This is a genomic window from Halomonas sp. (genome assembly GCF_052095695.1).
Lineage (GTDB): Bacteria > Pseudomonadota > Gammaproteobacteria > Pseudomonadales > Halomonadaceae > Vreelandella.
Map to the genome: position 1 here is coordinate 1 of NZ_JBQDLQ010000026.1, position 20,504 is coordinate 20,504.

The window sequence follows — 20,504 nt, forward strand, 5'->3', positions numbered from 1 at the left end:
CCCCGACATCCTGCTCCCAAAGCAGGCGCGCTACCAGACTGCGCTACATCCCGACTTATCACCCTAGACGCTACCGCCTTGCCCGTCCAAGCGAGGCATATATTACTATTTTTAAATTTAAAGTCAACAACTAAACTGGTTATTCGTTAAGTCGCTTTGCCTGGATGCCCTAGCATGCGAAAATTGCCGCCTTTAAAAGCGCGCCGTTACATCAGCATGACGATGCATAGCCCTTATTAACGTCATCCTTATCAACGTCCACAGGGATTCCATAAAATGACCGCCCAACTAATCGATGGCAAATCCATCGCTGCTACTGTCCGCCAACAGGTTGCCGAAAAAGTCGCCGCACGCCGACAAGCAGGTTTACGGGCACCGGGACTAGCCGTTGTTTTGGTTGGAGATGATCCCGCCTCTCAAGTCTATGTCAATAATAAGCATCGTGCCTGTGAGCAAGCCGGTATTGTCTCGCTTCAGCATGCCCTTCCAACCAATACTGCACAGCATGAGTTAGAAGCGCTTGTCGACCAGCTCAATAACGACCCAAACATCGATGGCATATTGGTGCAGCTACCGCTGCCTAAGCATCTTGATGCTGGGCCTATCTTAGAGCGCATTCGACCCGATAAAGATATTGATGGCTTTCACCCGTATAACATCGGCCGGTTAGCGCAGCGTATGCCCGCACTACGCCCCTGCACCCCTAAAGGCATTATGACTCTGCTCGCTCAAAGCGATATAGTCTTACGCGGCCTAGATGCCACCGTGGTGGGCGCGTCTAATATCGTTGGCCGCCCAATGGCGCTAGAACTTATGTTAGCGGGCTGTACCACGACCGTATGCCATCGCTTTACGCAAAACCTTGCCGAGCACGTCAGCCGCGCCGACATATTGGTTGTGGCTGTCGGCAAGCCGGGTCTGGTTAAGGGTGAATGGATAAAGCCTGGCGCTGTCGTCATTGATGTAGGCATTAACCGCCAAGAAAACGGCACGCTAATCGGTGATATCGATTTCGCAGTGGCGGCCGAACGAGCAAGCTTCATCACGCCGGTGCCTGGCGGCGTTGGACCGATGACGGTAGCGACGCTACTGGAAAACACGCTAGAAGCAGCAGAGCAGCACGACCTAACGCAGTAATCACGACGTCCAGGACGGTATTCCCCTTTTACTCAGGAGCATTGTGCAGTGAAGCGCATTGGTATTATTGGCGCGATGGCGCAAGAGGTTGACGCCTTAGTCGGTCAGCTAGAAGACGCTCAGCGCTATGAGCATGCAGGCTTTGTATTTTATACGGGCAAACGCTATGGCCTTGAGATCATCGTACTGCTATCGGGCATTGGCAAAGTAAACGCCGCGGTAGGCACGGCAATTTTGTTAGAACGCCATCAGCCCGATGCCGTCATTAACACAGGCTCAGCAGGCGGATTTGCTGCTGATTTAACCATTGGCGATATCATCATTTCAGAAGAAGTACGCCATCACGACGTTGACGCCGTGGTATTTGGCTACGAAATAGGCCAAGTGCCGGGCATGCCCGCTGCTTATCTCGCGGATATGCGGCTTCGCGGCATTGCTCGTAACGCCATCGCCTCGCTAGGCGAGGTTGAGGTACGTGAAGGTTTGATTGCTACCGGCGACGCTTTTATGGCTGACCCTGCCCGCGTTGATGCGACTCGCGCTCAGTTTCCTACAATGCTGGCCGTCGAGATGGAAGGCGCGGCCATTGCGCAAACATGCCATCTTTATCAATGTCCGTTTGTGGTCATTCGCGCCCTCTCTGATATTCCTGGCAGCGGTGACAACCATCTTTCATTTGATCAGTTCTTAGAAGTAGCTGCCGATCACTCATCACGCATGGTCGATCAAATGCTTCAACAGCTGGGCAATGCCGGCTAACGGCAAGAATAGCGCTCGCCGATTGAAGCCACTTATACCGTCAGCAACATGGCCGACGGTATAAAGACTAAGCCTTTACTGCCCAGCTAAGCGTCTCGCCCGCTAACAGCGGAACAATTTGCTCGCCCTGCGCATAAGGGTAGCTTTCAGGCAAACGCCACTCACGACGCTCCAGCGTGATGCTGTCAGTATTGGGCGAAAGACCGTAAAAAAGCGGGCCATTAAGGCTTGCAAAGCCTTCCAGCTTGTCCAGCGCATTCATCTCGTCAAAAGCCGTTGCGTAAAGCTCAATGGCTGCAGGCGCTGTGTAAGCACCGGCACAGCCGCAGCTTGACTCTTTAGCGCCCTGCGAATGAGGCGCGCTATCGGTGCCGAGAAAGAACTTATGACTACCGCTCGTGGCCGCTTTTAACAGCGCCTGACGATGCTGTTCACGCTTCAAAATGGGCAGGCAGTAATAATGCGGACGAATACCGCCCACCAGCATTTTATTACGATTAAACAGTAGGTGATGCACCGTAATAGTGGCGGCCACATTATCCGGCGCTTGAGCGACAAACTCAGCCGCCTGCTGGGTAGTAATATGCTCAAACACCACCTTCAGTGCCGGATGGCGTTCCAGCAGCGGCTTCATGACCGTCTCAATGAACACTGCTTCACGGTCAAAAATATCAATTTGCGCATCGGTCACTTCACCATGCACCAACAAAGGCATACCGACCTTCACCATCATGGCAATCGCTGCGTCGCAGTGCGCCAGATCGGTAACACCAGAGTCGGAGTTGGTGGTTGCGCCAGCGGGATAAAGTTTCACCGCTTTGACAATACCGCTTTGCGCAGCACGCTCAATCTCTTCGGGCGGCGTGGTATCGGTGAGATATAGCACCATCAAGGGCTCGAAAGTGCTACCCGCTGGCAAGGCTTCTAAAATACGCTGGCGATAGTCAAGCGCTTGAGCAGTAGTGGTCACCGGCGGCGTTAGATTGGGCATAATAATTGCGCGACCCATCTGAGCGGCGGTATGGCCTACCACGGCTTTTAATGCGCCATCGTCACGTAAATGAAGATGCCAGTCATCTGGGCGAGTCAGAGTTACAGTATCCATGGCAAGTCCTGTGCTGAAGTAAAGTCGCTAAAACAAGGGTACGGACAGTATACGCAATTAGCCGTTTGGATAAATCCACTCTTCAAGCCCCCACAGCCTTGCTCAAGTGTCGTATCATGACCGCACTTTTACACTGACTGTTTTCACAAGCAGGTTTATCGGCAAGGATCGGATTGTTTATGCAGAACGTGCGTCGCTATGCAGACATTATTGCCAGCCTAGAAGGATTGATGTGGCTTAGTCTCGCGTGGTCTATCTCGCTGTCTGTCCATATCGGCAGCACCGAACCCACGCTTGCCATACTGTTAGTTATAGGCGCTCTGGTGGTTTTTAGCTGGGCTCACCGGCCACTGCGCTACTTACTGCACCGCTACCATATCCGCAAACGGCGCACCGATATGTGGATACATATTTTAGCACTGCCGCTCTTACTAGCGATGTTCTTCCACATTATGCTCGCTGCGTTGCTGAGTAGTGCCTGGCTGCCGCCTAAAATGCTGCTGTTTAATATACTGGCCTCTGCCGGCTGGGCAACCTATGTGATGACGCTGTTTATCAAATTTGTCATTCACGGTTTAAAAGCTAAAACGAAGTAAACGTATCATGCAAACCGCCCTTCCTCTTCCGCTCTCCACACCCAACCGTAACTTGGTGAGACTCGCCATGGTACGTGGCATCACCTGGACAGGCTTTTTAATCGCCATCATTGTCGGCGTTGAACTGCTGGCCTTCGACTTACCGGTCATTCCGGTTGTCGGCGTAGTCATTGCCATGGGCGCGCTCAATATCGCCACCTGGTGGCGCCTGGGTCGTCCTCGAGCGGTGACGCATATTGAGTACCTGCTGCACTTACTCGCTGACATCGCCGGTTTGACGCTGCTGTTTTACTTTTCGGGTGGCTCTACCAACCCCTTCATTACTTATTACCTAGTACCGATTACCATTGCGGCAGCCACTCTGCCTTGGCGCCATGCCTGGATCATTGCCGCATGCTCGATGGCCGGCTATACGTTTTTAATGTTTTCTTATCATCCGATCCATCAACTGGGTCATATCAATAGCGACAATTTGCTTAGCCTGCATGTGCTTGGCATGTGGCTTAATTTTGGCCTGTCGGCAGGGCTCGTCACCTTCTTTATTTATAAAATGGCCCACGCGCTACGCAGCCGCGACCAGGCGCTGTCGCGTACGCGGGAAGCCGCGCTGCGAAATGAACAGGTTCTGGCAGTGGCGACTCAAGCGGCAGGCACTGCGCATGAACTAGGAACACCGCTATCTACCATGGCCGTTCTGCTCAAAGAAATGCAAGATGATGCCCCTACCAACTCAGTACTACATGAAGACATCGTGCTACTACGCCAGCAGGTGGACATATGCAAATCACGCTTACAAAATTTAGTGCTAAATGCTGATCGTCGACGGATGGCCGAACCTGAAGTGCTTGATGCTGAAACATGGCTAGCCGGAGTGGTACAGCGCTGGCTAGTGCTTCGACCAGACGTGCACCACCAGTTTAGCGTGAATGAAAAGCGCGGGCGCCCTTGGTTAGCGGTCGATGCCACTCTTGACCAAGCGCTCATGAACCTACTTAACAACGCCGCTGATGCAAACCCGGACCAAGTTGCGATCCGCCTAGACTGGCAAGGCGATAACGTGGTGATTGATATTCGCGACCATGGCCCCGGCGTCGCCATGTCGATTGCCGATCAGTTAGGCGAAACCTTCGTTTCTACTAAAAGTAAAGGGATGGGTATCGGCTTATTTTTAACGCATGCCACCATCAATCGCTTTGGCGGCGGCGTGAGCCTGTACAATCACCCCGAAGGAGGTACGCTGACAGAAGTAACGCTACCTCGCTGCGCGGCGCCTAATTAATCGGCGCATGCTTAAAGCATCTCCAGCAATGGATTAAGGACATCATGTCAATTCAAGAGCAACGCCTGCTGATCATCGATGACGACGAAATGTTTTGTCATGTCTTAAATCGCGCACTCACGCGGCGCGGCTATAGCGTGATTGTTGCTCACGATGCGGAGCAGGCGATTGCCATGGCCGCACAGCATTTACCCACCATGGCGACTCTTGACCTGAAGCTTGAAAATAGCTCTGGCCTAAAGCTGCTGCCTGAACTACTGGCTATAACACCCCATTGCCGCATCGTCGTGCTGACCGGTTATTCCAGCATTGCCACGGCAGTGGAAGCCATTAAGCTCGGCGCCGCTAATTACCTGTGTAAACCGGTGGATGCAGACGACGTATTGATTGCTTTTGAGCGCCAAAGCGGTGATCCCGACATTGAGCTGGCAGACAACCCTCCATCAATTAACCGCATTACCTGGGAACATATTCAAAAAGTGCTGCAAGAGCACGACGGCAATATATCTGCCACCGCTCGGGCATTAGGCATGCACCGCCGCACTCTTCAACGTAAGCTTCAAAAGCGTCCGGTACGCCGTTAGGTTAACCAACGACGACCGTGCAACATTGCTAGCGGAATGAAAGCTATCCGCGATCAATGCGCCGTCCAGCCTAGATCAATATTAAAACTGGAGCCGGTGACGGCGCCTGCCGCATCAGAGGATAGATAAGCGATTAATTGGGCCACCTCTGCAGGCTCGATTAAGCGCTTAATCGCGGCCTGTTTTAGCATGATTTTTTCGACGACGTCCTGCTCATCCATATTATTCAGCTTGGCCTGGTCGGCAATCTGATTATCCACTAGCGGCGTTTTCACATAGGCTGGGCAAACTGCATTCGCGGTAATACCCTGCTCCCCACCTTCAAGCGCTGCGGTCTTAGTCAAACCGATCATCCCATGCTTAGCACTGATGTAAGCCGCTTTTCCCGGCGATGCCACCTGCGCATGGATTGACGCCACGTTAACAATTCGGCCCCAGCTCTTTTGACGCATGTGCGGCCATGCTGCCTGGGTCAGCAAAAATGGTGCGGTCAGCATTAAATCTATGATCTGGTGCCACTTCTCTTCGGGAAACGTCTCGATGGGGGCAACATGTTGAATACCCGCATTATTGACCAGTATATCGACACTACCAAAACGCTTAACCGCCTCTCTTACGGCCCCACGACATGCATCCGGATCGCTCAGGTCGGCTTCATAAAACACAGCGCCCGTTTTTTCCGCAACAGCCTTTCCCGCTGGATTAAAATCTACCGCGAGCACCTGGTGCCCTAGCTTGCAAAAATGTTCCACCACAGCAGCACCGATACCACTGCTAGTACCGGTTACCAACGCAACACGCGGCGCGGTAGTCGCTTGAGAAGGCATAAGCATTTTCCTTTCGTCAGGGTTGATTGCAATGACATTTATCACTATAGGGTACTTACGGGCCGATAACCGTCAATGATAGCTAGCGTAGTGAGCGTCTATTGGCGAAAAGCGTAGGGCTCAGTCACAATAGCCACTTATTTATTGCGTCACTAACGGCAACTTATCACTCTATTATTGCCTTTTAGTAACCTGTCCAGCCTATCGTAAAGGAGTGTCCTCTATGTTTGTGGTTATTTTTGGTCGCATGTCATGCCCTTTCTGCGTGCATGCAAAGCATCTCGCGGAACACTTAGAAAAGGCCGGTAAAATTGAAGGTTACCGCTATATCGACATGCCATCCGAAGGCGTGACAAAAGAAGATATTGCCAAAACAGCGGGTAAGCCTATTCACACCGTGCCTCAGGTATTTGTCGATCAGATGCATGTTGGCGGCTTTACGGAGTTCGACCAGTTTGTGCGCGACAAACAGCTGCTCGCTGGTTAACGCTGGTCATTGTTGTTATGAACATTGTTGACATTAACCTAGTTTTTTTATCCGTCTTAAAAGCTTGCCGTTAAAACGCTCGTTAATACCCGTTGAACTCTTGCCTCTCGTGCTTGCCTATAATGAGCAGTGACTCAACGGCTCACGCTAGGGTGCGCCACTTTTGGGCAAGGAGTTCACTATGCAGCGTCATGAGTTTGCTCAGCAGCTGTGGCTTGACTACATACATACGCATTCCGACATCGGAGCGCTGAGGCTTTGGCCTCCATCAACTACCGCCGACTATCTAACGTTAGTGACCCTTAATCATGGCCCTTTTGCCGCCACTGCCTTAACGGGAAGCCTGGCTCGTATGGGGTATCGATCGATCGGTCGCTATGCAATGGCTGACAAAGGCCTTCTGGTTAGCCTTTTAGCGCCGAGCGATGGCGGCAGTTGGCTGGTACTGGCCGAACTACAAATGGGCACCCTACCCAAGGCCCCACGCGAAGCAATCAAAGCACTGGTACAGCAATCGCATCCGCAGGACTGCAAAGGCCATAATTTGCTTTGCCGTGGCAGGCCCTGGCCCATGCCATCGTGGGAGCTTTACCAGCAGTTACTAACGGCTCATCCACTTGCCGCCTGGCTGGCAGTGATGGGCCCGCGCTTGCACCATGCAGGCTTTGATTGCACGCAGCTAGGCGAGCCATTAATAGCCCTGGATCAAAAACTCCACGCGCTAGGCATGCCAGGTTTAAACGAGGATCAAAATGGAGTCTTTGCTATTTCGCCACTACTTGACCACCGCTTCTACCCCACCACATCGCAAAAAGTAGTGTTTGGCGAGGGTGATGAGCACCGGGTTTGCCTTGGCGGCTTGTCGCTGGTTCAAACGCACGCTGAAAGCACTCATGGCCGCATTGCTGAAGTGCTTCTACCTGATCACACCCGCTGTGAAATGGCGTAGACGTCGCCCTTACTGGGCGCGCCTTACGCCATTCAAGTAGTGAAGTTTCGCGCTTATTATTCGGCGTCAAAGGTCATTTCGGGCACGTGGTCTGGAACGATCAGCTTGCCTGCTGTTTTCTCAATGATCTCTTCAACGCTGACACCTGGGGCGCGTTCTTTGAGAATAAAAGCGCCGTCTTTAATTTCAAGATAGGCCAGATCGGTTAAAACACGGCTAATACATCCAGCGCCGGTCAAGGGTAGCTCACATTTTGCCAGCAGCTTGGATTCGCCATGCTTAGATGCATGGGTCATGGTGCAAATAATATTATCCGCGCCAGCAACCAGATCCATAGCACCGCCCATGCCTTTGATCAGCTTGCCCGGGATCATCCAAGACGCAATATTGCCCTCTTGATCAACCTCAAAAGCACCGAGCACGGTCAGATCCACGTGACCGCCGCGAATCATGGCAAAAGATTCTGCAGAAGAAAAAATCGCCGCGCCGGGGCGCGCCGTTACCGTTTCTTTACCCGCATTAATCATGTCCGAATCGAGCTCGTCTTCGGTGGGATAACGGCCCATCCCCAGCAGACCATTTTCAGATTGCAGCATGACATCGATGCCGTCTGGAATATAGTTGGCGACCAGCGTAGGTATACCGATGCCCAAATTGACGTAAAAACCATCTTCCAGTTCACGTGCGACACGCTGAGCCATTTGTTCTCTTGTTAACGCCATGGTGACTTCCTCTTTATTAAATCGATAAGTGAGCAGCTAAAGGGCAGTTGAAAACTAAATATTAAAAAACTAACGAATTAGCTGCGTACCGTGCGTTTTTCAATGCGCTTTTCAAACGTGCCTTGGATAATCCGATCCACATAAATGCCCGGCGTATGGATCTGGCTAGGCTCAAGCTCACCTGGCTCAACAATTTCTTCAACTTCCACCACGGTTATTTTCCCAGCAGTGGCGGCCATAGGATTAAAGTTCTGCGCCGTATGACGATACATAACGTTGCCATAGCGGTCAGCCTTCCAGCCCTTCACAATGGCGAAGTCACCTATAATTGCTTCTTCTAAAATATAGTGTCGACCGTTAAATTCACGTACTTCCTTGCCATCTCCAATTGGCGTGCCGTAGCCCGTCGCGGTATAAAAAGCCGGGATACCTGCCCCGCCTGCACGCATTTTCTCTGCGAGGGTACCCTGAGGAGTTAATACCACTTCAAGCTCATCGTTGAGCATTTGTTGCTCAAATAGAGCATTCTCGCCAACATAAGACGCCAGAATTTTACTAATTTGACGTTCTTCAAGGAGCAGCCCCAGGCCAAAGCCATCGACACCGCAGTTATTGGAAACCACGGTAAGGTCGTTAACGCCACGTCGCTTAATTTCAGCAATGAGGTTTTCTGGAATACCGCACAGACCAAAGCCGCCGGCGATCACCGTCATACCGTTTTCAATACCTTCCATTGCTTCTTCATATGAAGATACGCGCTTATCAAAACCTGCCATTGTCATGCCTCACATTGTTGTCGTTGAGTGTATTGGGTAATCAATATTACCGTGCACGATGTCATCAACGAAGAAGTAATGGAAATGGTGCGCTCACGGTACCACTCACAGCGCCCGGCATTTCTTGCCAAGTAGACATACTGACTCAGCAAGAGCTATCAGTTGCCGCCCATGCGCTGCACAACGTATTGCTTGAAACCGTTCAGGCACCGTCGACACCTCACGACTAAAGAACCGTTTTCTAAAGTCTAACCTGGCTGTTTATGCTGGGCAGCGCGGCTTTGATCCTTTAGCATTCAGGGTTAATAAGCGATTGATCTGACGTTAAGGAAACGTGGTATGCCTATTGTAAAAGGGCTGGTTAGCGCACTGCTGCTGGTGCTAAACACGCTGGTTTGGGGTGTACCTCTTATTCTACTGACCTTGTTGAAAATTATAACGCCGGGGCAACGACTCAAGCAGTACGTGTTGCGCGGCTTAAATGCGGTCGCGCTTAATTGGATTGGTTGTAACTTATGGTGGATGCGTCACTGGCTTCAACCTGCCGTAAACTTCAGCCTCCCCGATCATCTTAGCCCTCTACAAAGTTGGTTAGTGATATCCAATCATCGCAGTTGGACTGATATTTTCATGCTATTTATGGCATTGCATCGGCGTATTCCTATGCCGCGATTTTTTTTAAAGCGCCAATTAATCTGGATTCCTATCGTCGGCTTGGCTTTCTGGGCGCTAGAATTTCCTTTTATGCGTCGATTTAGTCGAGAGCAGATAGCCAAAAATCCTAAATTAGCCGTCATTGATCGTGCAGCGACCGAACGTATGTGCCAACAGGCGCGCAATACTCCGATTGCGATTTTTAATTTTGTTGAGGGTACGCGCTTTAGCGTTGCCAAACGCGAAGCGCAGCAGAGTGCTTATCGCCACTTATTGCGCCCTAAGGCAGGCGGCGTGGCGCAGGTACTTAGCCTGCTAGGAAATCAATTGGATGGTATCCTAGACATGACGATAAGCTATACCAACCCGTCGCCCACTTTTTGGGGATTTTTGTGCGGTAAAGAAGCCCCCATTGCGCTATACGCACGGCAGCTAGACATTCCTTTGTGGGTTAACACACCAGACCACCACGACGAAAAGCAGCATAAGGAACGCTTCCACACATGGATCAATGCACTCTGGCTGGAAAAAGATGGCCTGCTGGACGACCAAACCGCACACGACTGACAGCCCTACTGGGCTGCTGTTTGTTAGCGGGGATGCTCACCGGCTGTGCCAGCGGCCCGCAATCGTCGTCTCAAGGAGCAGCACCCAGCGCCAGCCAGCTCAGCGGCGACTGGATACAGGTACGCCGTGGCGATACTCTGGGGGAATTGGCCGCTAGAGCTAGCGTACCGCTAGAGCGTCTGCAGCGCTTTAATCCGAGCGTGGATGCACGCCGTCTTGAAGTCGGCCAGCGTCTATTGATTCCCACTCAGCAAGAGCGCGCGCCTTCCGGCGGGCCTTATCGGTATCAAATTCGCCCGGGCGATACGTTCTCAAGCATCGCTCGGCACTTTGGCACCACCAGCGGACGTATTCAGGGCGCCAACGCAGGCACATCGCCTACCAGTTTACGAGTAGGTCAAGTCATTAGCCTACCGCTGAGCAGTACGGCGGCGCGAAGCTCAGCGAGCTCAAGCGGCGGATCATCAAACGCTAGCCCACCGGCGGCCGTCAGTGCCCCCAGCCAGCCGTTGCCTGCATCAGCAAGACGCTGGCCCTGGCCGTTAGAAGATTATCGTGTGGTTCGCAGGTTCGGCCCTGATAGCCGAGGCACGCTGCAGCCCATGCTATTGGCTACGCAATCCGGTGCCCGCGCCCAGTCAGTGGCGCCAGGAGAAATTCGCTTTGCCGACGGAATGCGCCAGCTAGGCGAAGTTGTCATTGTCCATCATGCCGACAATCTGCAAAGCGTATACGCTCTGTGTGAGCGTATCTTGGTTAAGGTAGGACAGCAGGTCAGCGCTGGTGATGCGCTTTGTGAAGTAGGCCAAAGCGATTCGACTCAGCGCTATGACCTATTATTTGATTTACGCCAAGGCGGCAAGCCTATCGATCCTAGGCAGGTACTTAGATAGACGAGCCAAACGGAATATAAACACACAGCCTGGCCGGTGGCTCACAACCTTTCATCGAGCCAGGCACTGCCCTGACACTGCGCTTTTAGACCCACAAAAGCCTCATCCACTGCCCCCATGAAGCTCTCAACCGCCTGATTAGCCTCGGTAGTGGTTATTAACCTCGATAATACCCCGCTTTTACAAAGGGCATGGGCGTCACCACCATCGGCAGCTGTTTACCGCGCACGACCGCATACACAACGCTTTGCGGGGCTTCCTGCTCGCGGTTCACATAGCCCATTGCGACCGGCTTGCCGACACTGGGACCAAACCCACCCGATGTCACTGTACCGACGTCACTACCTGTCTCATCTACCAATGGAGCACCTTCGCGCACCGGCGCCCGGCCTTCAGCCAAAAGCCCTACGCGCTTGCGGGTATGATCTTTGGCATCGACTTGATGCAAAATCACACCGGCACCCGGGAAGCCACCCGGACGCTCACCGCCATGACGACGCGGCTTGCCAATCGCCCAAATGAGCCCAGCTTCTACCGGCGTGGTTTGCATATCCATATCGTGGCCATAGAGGCACAACCCCGCCTCTAACCGCAGAGAGTCACGCGCACCCAGCCCAATTGCCTCTACCTCAGGCTCAGCAAGCAGCCGTTCAGCGAACTCTTCACAAAAATCGGCGGCGACGGATATTTCAAAGCCATCCTCGCCGGTGTAGCCGCTACGGCTAACCCACACTTCCTGGCCTGCAATGGTGAAGCGGCCATGCTGCATAAACACCAGCTCGCAAGCTTCGGGGCAAAACCGCTGCATCACATCACGTGCCAGCGGGCCCTGCAGCGCCAGTAATCCGCGCTCTAAGGGCTCGATAGTATGGGTCGCTGACAAACTTAACCGCAAATGTGCCAAATCTTGGTCTTTGCAGGCAGCGTTAACGACAAGATAAAAGTGATCGCCAGCATTCACCAGCATCAAATCATCAATGATTCCGCCTTCAGCGCTGGTGAAAATCCCATAGCGCTGAGCGCCCTTTTCCAGCCCGACGAGATCAGCGGGTATCAGCGTTTCAAGAGCCTGCGCTACGTTGTCGCCTGAGACCAGAATTTGCCCCATGTGCGAGACATCAAACAGACCGCACTGATGGCGCGTATGTTCATGCTCTTTTTTAACACCCAGCGGGTATTGCACCGGCATATCATAACCGGCAAAAGGCACCATTTTTGCACCTAGCCGACAATGTAATGCGTGAAGCGGCGTTTGCTTTAACGTTGTCATGAAACATTCCTCACTTAAATGGATCACTTAAAAGAGAGCGGGAAGCCACCGACTAAGTGTCTTCCCGCCTCTGTAATGACTGACACCATGCACTCAATAGCGCATCAAGTGTTTAGCGTATTATTGATCGTGGTCTAACTCTTCACCCGGCAAGACGTCTTTGCCGTCAAAATAGTCCTTGGTCAGTTTAAAGACTACTGGTGAAAGTAGTGCTAGAGCAATCAAGTTAGGGATCGCCATCATTGCATTAAAGGTATCAGCCATCAGCCAGATAAAGGTCAACTGCGCAATAGCCCCTAGCGGGATCGCCAATACGAACAGCACCCGATAGATCATGATAGAGCCGGTTCCGAATAGGAATTGGCAACATTTCTCTCCGTAGAATGACCAGCCAAGAATGGTGGTGAAGGCAAAAATAGCCAATGCCACCGCTACGATCTGATTACCATACCCAGGTAACGCTGCATCAAATGAGAGTGCGGTCAGCGATGCGCCAGCCTCTCCCTCCATCCATACGGTAGAGGTCAAAATCACCAATGCGGTAATCGTGCACACGATAATCGTATCGATAAAGGTACCCAGCATGGCAATCAACCCTTGGCGTACCGGGTTTTTAGTTTTTGCCGCTGCGTGTGCAATAGGTGCACTACCCAGGCCTGCTTCATTAGAGAAGATGCCTCGGGCTACACCAAAGCGAATGGCTGCCATGACAGCAGCGCCGGCAAAGCCACCGGCCGCCGCCACCGGGTTAAAGGCGTAGTAAAAGATCAGGCCAAACGCTTCGCCAATCTGATCAGCGTTGATAATCAACACCAGCAGGCCAGCCACCACGTAGGCAATCCCCATAATCGGCACCAGCTTACCGGCGACTTTAGCAATACGTTTTATACCACCCAAAATCACTGCACCTGCCAACACCATAATGATAATGCCCGTCAGCCAGTGAGGTACGCCGAAGGTGATATCCATAGCATCCGCCACGGAGTTGGACTGGACAGTATTACCAATTCCAAACGCCGCCACAGCGCCAAAGAAAGCGAATACGCCACCTAACCACAGCCACTTTTTGCCTAGACCATTTTTAATATAAAACATCGGCCCGCCAACGTGGAAACCCGTGCTATCGGTTTCACGGTAGCGAACGGCCAAGACTGCTTCAGCAAACTTGGTCGCCATACCCACTAATGCAGTAATCCACATCCAAAAAACCGCGCCGGGCCCACCTAGCGCAATGGCAGTAGCCACACCGGCAATATTACCGGTCCCGATCGTGGCAGAAAGCGCTGTCATCAAAGCATCAAAAGGCGATATCTCACCTTCATCGCCGTCTTTCGACGCGATTTTATCAGCGCTTGCCTTGGGCTCACGTCCAGCCCACATTAGCTTGAAACCCATGCCGAGTTTTCTGATAGGCATCAGTTTCAAGCCAAGCTGGAGGTATATACCCACGCCCAGCAACAGAACCAACATGAGTGGCCCCCAGACCACGCCATTAATGGCTCCTAACAGGTTCGTTAACATTTCCACGCGCTTCTCCTCACCCTTAGATTTATTGCATTTATTGGTTATTCCTGACAGGCGGACTGCCGATCCTAAGAACTGTTTCCAAGAACATTTTGGCGGTCAAACATGACGCTGTCACGGAGTTATCACGCATGTTTTACACTATATACTTAGTCAGCCACTAGGATGATGTCGCTTGCTCATAGCGTATGCTGCTTTTTTTATAACTGCGCGCAGTGCTAGGCTCATAGCGAAACCATGTTCTGACCAAGCTCGCAAGGGAGTGATTAAGAAACTTGTTTCCGATTGGAAACACGTTAACATGCAGCATTATTCTTTTGCTGGCTACCCGCTGACAGTCGCCAAGGCGAGCCACAGGCGCTAGTATGCTTGGATACAGAAAACCGCTTTATATAGGAAATCATCATGAGCAATCTTCCCGCAAATCTTCGTTATGCTGCAAGTCACGAGTGGGTGCTTGATCATCAAGACGGCACCGTCACAGTTGGCATTACCGATCACGCTCAGCAAGCGTTAGGTGATGTGGTTTTTGTCGAATTACCTGAAGTAGGTGCAGCGCTTACGAAAGGTCAGGAGTTCGGTGTCATTGAGTCCGTCAAAGCGGCGTCTGATCTTTACTCACCGGTGAATGGTGAGGTCATCGAAGTCAATGAAGCGCTTGAAGACTCCCCAGAAACAGTCAATGACTCCCCTTATGACGGCGGCTGGATTATGAAAGTACGCATTGATGATGCGGCTCTCGAAGACCTCCTCGACGCAGATGCCTATCAAGCAACGCTTGGCGCTGACGACTAATACGCTAGTAGAACCTGCCTTTTCTGGCGGGCTCTTCGCTTTTTGCCGCTGCACGGTTCTCTTCTAACGTCCGGAATCTACCCCATGTCTTTTGAAACACGCCGCCTGGCCGAGCTGGCCGACCACGATGCTTTTATTAAACGTCATAACGGCCCCAATGCTGACGACGTATCTAGCATGCTAAACGCGCTCAACATGAAGGACATGGACGACTTAATTGAGCAAACCGTGCCAAGTGATATTCGCCTTGGGCGCGAGCTAGCGCTTGACGAGCCACGCAGCGAAGCAGAAGCACTCGATTACTTAGCCCAGCTTGCTCGGCAAAATCGCGCGGTTAAAAGCTATATTGGCCAAGGCTATTACGGCACTCATATGCCCGCGGTTATCCAGCGCAACGTGCTAGAAAATCCCGGCTGGTATACGGCCTACACGCCCTATCAGCCAGAGATCTCCCAGGGCCGTCTTGAAGGCTTGCTAAATTTCCAGCAGGTTGTGATGGATTTAACCGGCATGGAGCTTGCCAATGCTTCACTACTTGATGAAGCAACCGCCGCTGCCGAAGCCATGGCGCTTTGCAAACGTGGCAATAAGAAAAGCAAGTCCAACGCCTTTTTCGTGGCCGACGACGTTTTTCCGCAAACGCTGGATGTCGTCAAAACACGCGCCGAGTTTTTTGGCTTTGAGCTGATTGTTGGTGCCGCTGAAGACCTAGCCCAGCATGATGTGTTTGGCGCCTTGGTTCAATACCCCTCTGCAACTGGCCAGGTGCGTGATCTTGCGCCGCTAATAAGCCAAGCTGCTAAACGAAATATTATGACCTGTGTTGCCACCGATCTATTGAGTCTTGTGGTGCTGAAAGAGCCAGGCCAGCTTGGGGCCGACATTGTCGTTGGTAACTCACAGCGCTTTGGCGTACCGATGGGCTTTGGCGGCCCACATGCGGCGTTCTTCGCCACCTCCGATAAACTTAAACGCTCCATTCCTGGACGCATTATCGGGGTGTCTAAAGATAGCCGTGGTAATACGGCGCTGCGCATGGCCATGCAAACGCGCGAGCAGCATATTCGTCGTGAAAAGGCGACGTCTAATATTTGTACTGCTCAGGCACTGCTGGCCAATATCGCCGGTTTTTACGCCACCTATCACGGCGCTGAAGGCCTACGTAAAATTGCCGGTCGCGTTCACCGTTTGGCAACGTTACTTGCCGAAGGTCTTAAGCATGCCGGTGTCTCGCTTGCCCATGACAGCTGGTTTGATACGCTGTGCTTAACTGACGTGGATGCAGGCAAGATTCATGGCCGCGCCATGACCCATGACATTAACCTGCACTACTTTGCCAATGGTGATGTGGGCATCAGCCTGGATGAAACAACCACGGCCCACGACATAGCAACGCTGTTTGATGTTTTGCTAGGTGATGAGCACGGCCTTTCTGTCGCAGTACTAGACGAGCAGGTCATTGCAAGCGACCTATCGGGCATTCCCTCTAGCTGCCAGCGTGAAAGCGACTTTTTGAGTCACCCGACGTTTAGCCGCTACCGCAGTGAAACGGAAATGCTGCGCTACTTAAAGCGCCTTGAGAATAAGGATCTATCGCTAGCACACGCGATGATCCCGCTCGGTTCTTGCACCATGAAGCTTAACGCCACTAGCGAAATGATCCCCGTCTCCTGGCCATCATTTGCGCACCTGCATCCCTTTGCGCCTCGCGATCAAGTCGCGGGCTACCATCAGATGATCGACGAACTCTCGGCTTTTCTGGTCGAAGTGACCGGTTACGATCATCTTTCGATGCAGCCAAACTCCGGTGCACAGGGCGAATATGCAGGATTAGTAGCCATTCGTCGTTACCAGGCCGCACAGGGTGAAAGCCATCGCGATGTCTGCTTAATTCCCAGCTCTGCCCACGGCACCAACCCTGCCTCAGCGGCCATGGTGCAGATGAAGGTGGTGGTGGTTGAGTGCGATCAAAACGGCAACATTGATATAGCGGACCTGCGCGCTAAAGCCGAGCAACACCGCGACCAGCTATCAGCCATTATGCTGACCTACCCATCTACGCACGGCGTGTTTGAAACGAGCGTGCGGGAAGCCTGCGACGTTGTTCATGACAACGGTGGCCAGGTTTATATCGATGGCGCCAACATGAATGCCCAAGTAGGTTTAACGCGACCCGGCGATTTTGGTGGCGATGTTTCCCACCTCAACCTGCATAAAACCTTCTGTATTCCTCATGGCGGCGGCGGCCCAGGGATGGGCCCTATTGGCGTTAAAGCGCACCTTGCGCCCTATGTCTCTAACCACGTCGTAACGCCCATAAGCGGCGTCAATGCGGATAGCGGTGCCGTCTCCGCGGCAGCCTTCGGTAGCGCGTCCATTCTGCCCATTTCCTGGGCTTACATTAAGATGATGGGCGCTCGCGGGCTGCGGGAAGCAACCGAACTTGCCATCCTCAACGCCAACTACATTGCCAAGCGCTTAGAAACATCCTTTCCTATTCTTTACCGCGGAAAGAATGGCACAGTGGCACACGAATGCATCATTGACATTCGCCCGCTTAAAGGCGCCTCTGGGATTAGCGAAGAAGATATCGCTAAGCGCTTAATGGACTATGGCTTCCACGCGCCGACTATGTCCTTCCCGGTGCCTGGCACGCTGATGATTGAACCGACAGAGTCTGAGTCGCTGTATGAAATCGACCGTTTCTGCGATGCGATGATTGCTATTCGGGAAGAGATTGCGCGTGTCGAGCGTGGCGAGTGGCCGTTGGATAACAACCCGCTCGTGAATGCACCGCATACTCAAGCGGATCTTATGGATAACGACTGGCAGCGGCCCTATGATCGCCAGCTAGCAGCATTCCCAACACCAGCTATCCAAGCGTCTAAATACTGGCCCGCCGTTAACCGCGTCGACAATGTCTTTGGCGATCGTCAGTTGATTTGCTCTTGTCCAAGCATCGACGAATACCGCGACTCCTAACGTCGATTCTTCACAACGCCTCTGCTGCCGATATATTTAACGACAGCAGGGGCGTTTTTTCTTGCAGGCGCTGAGCATGAAATCCGTTCAGCAGCTTCTCATAGCGCTTTGGCAAAACGGAGTCACGCCGACGCAATAGATACAGCACTTCATTGACCGCATTTGGCAAATTAAGCTCTTTAACCTGACGCTGCCAGGGCGAGGTCTCTAACACCAGCCGCGATACCACCGTAAAACCCAGCCCTCTGGCGACCGCGTCTAACACCATACCCACCTCATTGGTAAAACCCTGATGCCGGAAATGCGTCATCGAACGAAACTCATCCGGATAATTCGCGCGCAGCAGCGCGTTAGCGTGATTGATGCCATCGTAATAATTCAGAAAACCAATACCCATTAAATCTGACAAGGTACTGCCAGCAAAATCAGCGGGTACGACTAAGCACAGCGGCTCCTGGTGCCAAAACGAGCAATCCAGCTCAGAATGGCTCATTGCCTCAGTCACAATCCCTATGTCGTAACGCCCATCAAGAAGGTCATTCACAATTTCATGGTTAAAGGCAAAGCTGTAATTGACCGTTAAGTTAGGATGCATTTGCTGCTGCCCCAAGATAAACGGATACAACATCAGACCGACACTTCCCGGGGATGCTATCCGGCAATCGCCGCTGTCTAACGAATCATCGTCCAGACCATGACGGAACTGCTCGTGATCGGCAAACAGCTTCAAGGCATAGTCGTAGGCTCGGCGGCCCGTTTCGGTGAGCGTAAAGCTGCGCCCCTTGCGTTCCAGCAGCTCTTTATTTAAGTATCGTTCCAACTTGCGGACATGCTGGCTTACGCCAGGCTGCGTCATTTCTAAGCGGTGCGCGGTGCGTGTAAAACTACCTGTTTCTACAAGCGTGATAAAGGTACGAAAATACTGGGCATTAAACATAGTTAATCGCCATGGCCTTGGGAACATTCTTTGCGAGCAGTTTTTGGGAATAGCTTTTTGAGACAATTTCTGCAAGGCAGTGTTTAACAAAATCTATAAAAACGGCCTCTACGAAACAGGCTTACTAAGTAAAAGGCTCTTTAGTCGCCATCACTATATAACGCTTATAATAGCACAGCTGCGATACGCTCCCGGTGCGCTGTACCCACTGCTTGAGCGTGATAGTATACATAAAGTAGTTATCAAACGATCATGGACAGCCTCACTAATGACCGCAAACGTTCAACCTCGCGCTACCCTTTCGAGCATCATTTCCCCTGAAGGAAGCCTCGAAGTACTTTCTCAACATGAAGTAAATCGACTCCATAGCACGTCTCAAAATGGCCTGCATGATCTGCTTAGACGCTGTGCGCTGGCAGTGCTAAATTGCGGTAACCCCACCGACGATAGCCTGGCTATTTTAGAAGCCTACAAAGATTTCGATATTGAGGTATTGCAACAAGATCGCGGCATTCGTCTAAAGCTAACCAACGCGCCAGCAGAAGCCTTTGTCGACGGCCGAATGATTCGCGGTATTCGTGAGCACCTGTCGTCGATCATTCGCGACATTGTGTACGTTTATAACGAAATTCAGCACCATAACCGCTTTGATCTAAGCACAGGGGAAGGCACCACTAATGCGGTTTTTCATATTCTGCGCAAAGCGGGCACGCTACAACCCGGTCGCGACCCAAGTCTCGTCGTCTGCTGGGGCGGCCACTCCATTTCACGGGAAGAGTACGAATACACTAAAGATGTCGGCTACCACCTGGGCCTACGCGATTTAGATATTTGTACCGGCTGCGGGCCTGGCGCCATGAAAGGGCCAATGAAAGGCGCGAACGTCGCCCATGCGAAACAGCGACGTAAAGAAGGCCGTTATTTAGGCATTTCAGAGCCCGGCATAATCGCGGCCGAAGCGCCTAATCCTATCGTCAATGAGTTAGTCGTTATGCCGGATATTGAAAAGCGATTAGAGGCCTTTGTGCGTTTAGGGCATGGCATCATCGTTTTCCCTGGGGGTGTGGGCACCGCAGAGGAGATTCTCTATTTGCTGGGTATTTTGCTGCATCCAAGTAACAAGGACATTCCTTTCCCGTTAATTTTCAGCGGCCCATCGGATTCGGCAGCCTACTTCCAAAAAATAGACGAATTTTTAGTCTATACCCTTGGCGAGGATATTCGTCGCTACTACACCATTATTACCGGTGATCCGGTCGCCGTTGCGCGTAGCATGCGTCAAGGTATCGATGAGATCGCTGAATTCCGGCGCGCGCATCAGGACGCTTTCTACTACAACTGGCGCCTGACGATTGCACGTGACTTTCAAGCGCCCTTCGAACCGACCCATGAAGCAATGCGCGCCCTGGCTCTGCATCGCCAACAGCCTACTCACGAGCTGGCGGCTAACCTACGCCGCGCTTTTTCAGGGATTGTCGCAGGCAACGTAAAAGAACCCGGTATTCGTGCAATTAAAGCCCACGGCCCCTTCGAGCTGACGGCTGAACCTGAGTTGATGCACCGCCTAGATGAGCTATTAACATCCTTCGTCGCTCAGGGTCGTATGAAACTTGATGGGCAGCCCTACACGCCCTGCTATGTGTTGAAATAGCCGAACGTGT

Annotated in this window: 19 protein-coding genes; 12 read left to right on the forward strand and 7 right to left on the reverse strand. The window is 52.2% G+C overall.

Going from position 1 to position 20,504, the window contains the following annotated elements; genetic code table 11:
* Positions 1–276: 276 nt before the first annotated feature.
* Both folD and mtnN read left to right on the forward strand, forming a co-directional pair.
* Positions 277–1,137, forward strand: coding sequence for a bifunctional methylenetetrahydrofolate dehydrogenase/methenyltetrahydrofolate cyclohydrolase FolD (folD, locus tag ACTH5D_RS07180; protein ID WP_441669681.1), 861 nt, complete (start codon positions 277–279; stop codon positions 1,135–1,137).
* A 48-nt stretch (positions 1,138–1,185) separates the two neighbouring features.
* The gene (gene mtnN, locus ACTH5D_RS07185; RefSeq protein ID WP_441669683.1) at positions 1,186–1,896 is read left to right on the forward strand and encodes a 5'-methylthioadenosine/S-adenosylhomocysteine nucleosidase; all 711 of its coding nucleotides are present in this window, start codon (positions 1,186–1,188) and stop codon (positions 1,894–1,896) included.
* 67 nt (positions 1,897–1,963) lie between these two features.
* Here mtnN and pyrC read toward each other — a convergent pair whose 3' ends face one another.
* The gene (pyrC, locus tag ACTH5D_RS07190) at positions 1,964–3,001 is read right to left on the reverse strand and encodes a dihydroorotase (protein WP_441669685.1); all 1,038 of its coding nucleotides are present in this window, start codon (positions 2,999–3,001) and stop codon (positions 1,964–1,966) included.
* A 179-nt stretch (positions 3,002–3,180) separates the two neighbouring features.
* Between pyrC and ACTH5D_RS07195 the strand changes: the two genes are divergently transcribed.
* The 3 genes from ACTH5D_RS07195 to ACTH5D_RS07205 are packed head-to-tail and all read left to right on the forward strand — an operon-like array spanning position 3,181 to position 5,460.
* A complete protein-coding gene (locus ACTH5D_RS07195; protein ID WP_096280142.1) occupies positions 3,181–3,597 on the forward strand; it encodes a hypothetical protein in 417 nt (138 codons plus the stop codon).
* Between the two features lie 7 nt (positions 3,598–3,604).
* Positions 3,605–4,876: an ATP-binding protein gene (locus ACTH5D_RS07200; protein ID WP_441669688.1), complete on the forward strand. Its 1,272-nt coding sequence runs from the start codon at positions 3,605–3,607 to the stop codon at positions 4,874–4,876.
* A 44-nt stretch (positions 4,877–4,920) separates the two neighbouring features.
* The gene (locus ACTH5D_RS07205) at positions 4,921–5,460 is read left to right on the forward strand and encodes a response regulator transcription factor (RefSeq protein WP_441669690.1); all 540 of its coding nucleotides are present in this window, start codon (positions 4,921–4,923) and stop codon (positions 5,458–5,460) included.
* Between the two features lie 53 nt (positions 5,461–5,513).
* Here ACTH5D_RS07205 and ACTH5D_RS07210 read toward each other — a convergent pair whose 3' ends face one another.
* Positions 5,514–6,287, reverse strand: a complete 774-nt coding sequence (locus tag ACTH5D_RS07210; protein ID WP_441669692.1) for a 3-hydroxybutyrate dehydrogenase — start codon at positions 6,285–6,287, stop codon at positions 5,514–5,516.
* A 223-nt stretch (positions 6,288–6,510) separates the two neighbouring features.
* Between ACTH5D_RS07210 and ACTH5D_RS07215 the strand changes: the two genes are divergently transcribed.
* Both ACTH5D_RS07215 and ACTH5D_RS07220 read left to right on the forward strand, forming a co-directional pair.
* Positions 6,511–6,774 carry a GrxA family glutaredoxin gene (locus ACTH5D_RS07215; protein ID WP_441669694.1) on the forward strand — a complete coding sequence of 88 codons (264 nt, stop codon included), beginning with the start codon at positions 6,511–6,513 and terminating at the stop codon, positions 6,772–6,774.
* Between the two features lie 181 nt (positions 6,775–6,955).
* On the forward strand, positions 6,956–7,723 hold the full coding sequence (locus ACTH5D_RS07220; RefSeq protein ID WP_441669696.1) for a DUF1338 domain-containing protein: 768 nt from the start codon (positions 6,956–6,958) through the stop codon (positions 7,721–7,723).
* Between the two features lie 56 nt (positions 7,724–7,779).
* Here the strand turns inward: ACTH5D_RS07220 and ACTH5D_RS07225 are convergent, their stop codons facing one another.
* Positions 7,780–8,445: a CoA transferase subunit B gene (locus ACTH5D_RS07225; RefSeq protein ID WP_096280155.1), complete on the reverse strand. Its 666-nt coding sequence runs from the start codon at positions 8,443–8,445 to the stop codon at positions 7,780–7,782.
* 77 nt (positions 8,446–8,522) lie between these two features.
* Positions 8,523–9,221: a CoA transferase subunit A gene (locus tag ACTH5D_RS07230; protein WP_441669698.1), complete on the reverse strand. Its 699-nt coding sequence runs from the start codon at positions 9,219–9,221 to the stop codon at positions 8,523–8,525.
* A 339-nt stretch (positions 9,222–9,560) separates the two neighbouring features.
* Between ACTH5D_RS07230 and ACTH5D_RS07235 the strand changes: the two genes are divergently transcribed.
* Entirely contained in the window at positions 9,561–10,442 is an 882-nt protein-coding gene (locus ACTH5D_RS07235; RefSeq protein ID WP_441669700.1) for an acetyltransferase, read from the forward strand.
* Positions 10,443–10,474: 32 nt separating this feature from the next.
* Positions 10,475–11,335, forward strand: a complete 861-nt coding sequence (locus ACTH5D_RS07240; RefSeq protein WP_441669748.1) for a LysM peptidoglycan-binding domain-containing protein — start codon at positions 10,475–10,477, stop codon at positions 11,333–11,335.
* A gap of 157 nt (positions 11,336–11,492) precedes the next feature.
* Here ACTH5D_RS07240 and gcvT read toward each other — a convergent pair whose 3' ends face one another.
* Both gcvT and ACTH5D_RS07250 read right to left on the reverse strand, forming a co-directional pair.
* Positions 11,493–12,605 carry a glycine cleavage system aminomethyltransferase GcvT gene (gene gcvT / locus ACTH5D_RS07245; RefSeq protein WP_441669702.1) on the reverse strand — a complete coding sequence of 371 codons (1,113 nt, stop codon included), beginning with the start codon at positions 12,603–12,605 and terminating at the stop codon, positions 11,493–11,495.
* A 120-nt stretch (positions 12,606–12,725) separates the two neighbouring features.
* Entirely contained in the window at positions 12,726–14,132 is a 1,407-nt protein-coding gene (locus ACTH5D_RS07250) for an alanine/glycine:cation symporter family protein (protein WP_441669704.1), read from the reverse strand.
* A gap of 402 nt (positions 14,133–14,534) precedes the next feature.
* On the opposite strand from ACTH5D_RS07250, the gene gcvH reads away from it, so the two are divergent.
* Both gcvH and gcvP read left to right on the forward strand, forming a co-directional pair.
* Complete coding sequence (gene gcvH / locus ACTH5D_RS07255) at positions 14,535–14,924, forward strand: glycine cleavage system protein GcvH (protein WP_441669706.1); 390 nt, start codon at positions 14,535–14,537, stop codon at positions 14,922–14,924.
* Between the two features lie 84 nt (positions 14,925–15,008).
* A complete protein-coding gene (gcvP, locus tag ACTH5D_RS07260) occupies positions 15,009–17,906 on the forward strand; it encodes an aminomethyl-transferring glycine dehydrogenase (RefSeq protein WP_441669708.1) in 2,898 nt (965 codons plus the stop codon).
* A 10-nt stretch (positions 17,907–17,916) separates the two neighbouring features.
* Here gcvP and ACTH5D_RS07265 read toward each other — a convergent pair whose 3' ends face one another.
* Entirely contained in the window at positions 17,917–18,843 is a 927-nt protein-coding gene (locus ACTH5D_RS07265) for a LysR family transcriptional regulator (RefSeq protein WP_441669710.1), read from the reverse strand.
* A 268-nt stretch (positions 18,844–19,111) separates the two neighbouring features.
* Here ACTH5D_RS07265 and ppnN point away from each other — a divergent pair, with 268 nt between their 5' ends.
* Positions 19,112–20,494 (forward strand): nucleotide 5'-monophosphate nucleosidase PpnN, encoded by a 1,383-nt coding sequence (gene ppnN, locus ACTH5D_RS07270; RefSeq protein ID WP_441669712.1) that lies wholly within the window; start codon positions 19,112–19,114, stop codon positions 20,492–20,494.
* The last annotated feature ends 10 nt before the right edge of the window (positions 20,495–20,504 follow it).

Coding starts and splice junctions, on each gene's coding strand:
- folD (WP_441669681.1), top strand. CDS start 277: ATGACCGCCCAACTAATCGATGGCAAATCCATCGCTGCTACTGTCCGC.
- gcvH (WP_441669706.1), top strand. CDS start 14,535: ATGAGCAATCTTCCCGCAAATCTTCGTTATGCTGCAAGTCACGAGTGG.
- ACTH5D_RS07210 (WP_441669692.1), bottom strand. CDS start 6,287: ATGCCTTCTCAAGCGACTACCGCGCCGCGTGTTGCGTTGGTAACCGGT.
- ppnN (WP_441669712.1), top strand. CDS start 19,112: ATGACCGCAAACGTTCAACCTCGCGCTACCCTTTCGAGCATCATTTCC.
- ACTH5D_RS07220 (WP_441669696.1), top strand. CDS start 6,956: ATGCAGCGTCATGAGTTTGCTCAGCAGCTGTGGCTTGACTACATACAT.
- ACTH5D_RS07215 (WP_441669694.1), top strand. CDS start 6,511: ATGTTTGTGGTTATTTTTGGTCGCATGTCATGCCCTTTCTGCGTGCAT.
- ACTH5D_RS07240 (WP_441669748.1), top strand. CDS start 10,475: ATGCTCACCGGCTGTGCCAGCGGCCCGCAATCGTCGTCTCAAGGAGCA.
- ACTH5D_RS07230 (WP_441669698.1), bottom strand. CDS start 9,221: ATGGCAGGTTTTGATAAGCGCGTATCTTCATATGAAGAAGCAATGGAA.
- ACTH5D_RS07200 (WP_441669688.1), top strand. CDS start 3,605: ATGCAAACCGCCCTTCCTCTTCCGCTCTCCACACCCAACCGTAACTTG.
- ACTH5D_RS07265 (WP_441669710.1), bottom strand. CDS start 18,843: ATGTTTAATGCCCAGTATTTTCGTACCTTTATCACGCTTGTAGAAACA.
- ACTH5D_RS07195 (WP_096280142.1), top strand. CDS start 3,181: ATGCAGAACGTGCGTCGCTATGCAGACATTATTGCCAGCCTAGAAGGA.
- pyrC (WP_441669685.1), bottom strand. CDS start 3,001: ATGGATACTGTAACTCTGACTCGCCCAGATGACTGGCATCTTCATTTA.
- ACTH5D_RS07225 (WP_096280155.1), bottom strand. CDS start 8,445: ATGGCGTTAACAAGAGAACAAATGGCTCAGCGTGTCGCACGTGAACTG.
- ACTH5D_RS07205 (WP_441669690.1), top strand. CDS start 4,921: ATGTCAATTCAAGAGCAACGCCTGCTGATCATCGATGACGACGAAATG.
- gcvP (WP_441669708.1), top strand. CDS start 15,009: ATGTCTTTTGAAACACGCCGCCTGGCCGAGCTGGCCGACCACGATGCT.
- ACTH5D_RS07235 (WP_441669700.1), top strand. CDS start 9,561: ATGCCTATTGTAAAAGGGCTGGTTAGCGCACTGCTGCTGGTGCTAAAC.
- gcvT (WP_441669702.1), bottom strand. CDS start 12,605: ATGACAACGTTAAAGCAAACGCCGCTTCACGCATTACATTGTCGGCTA.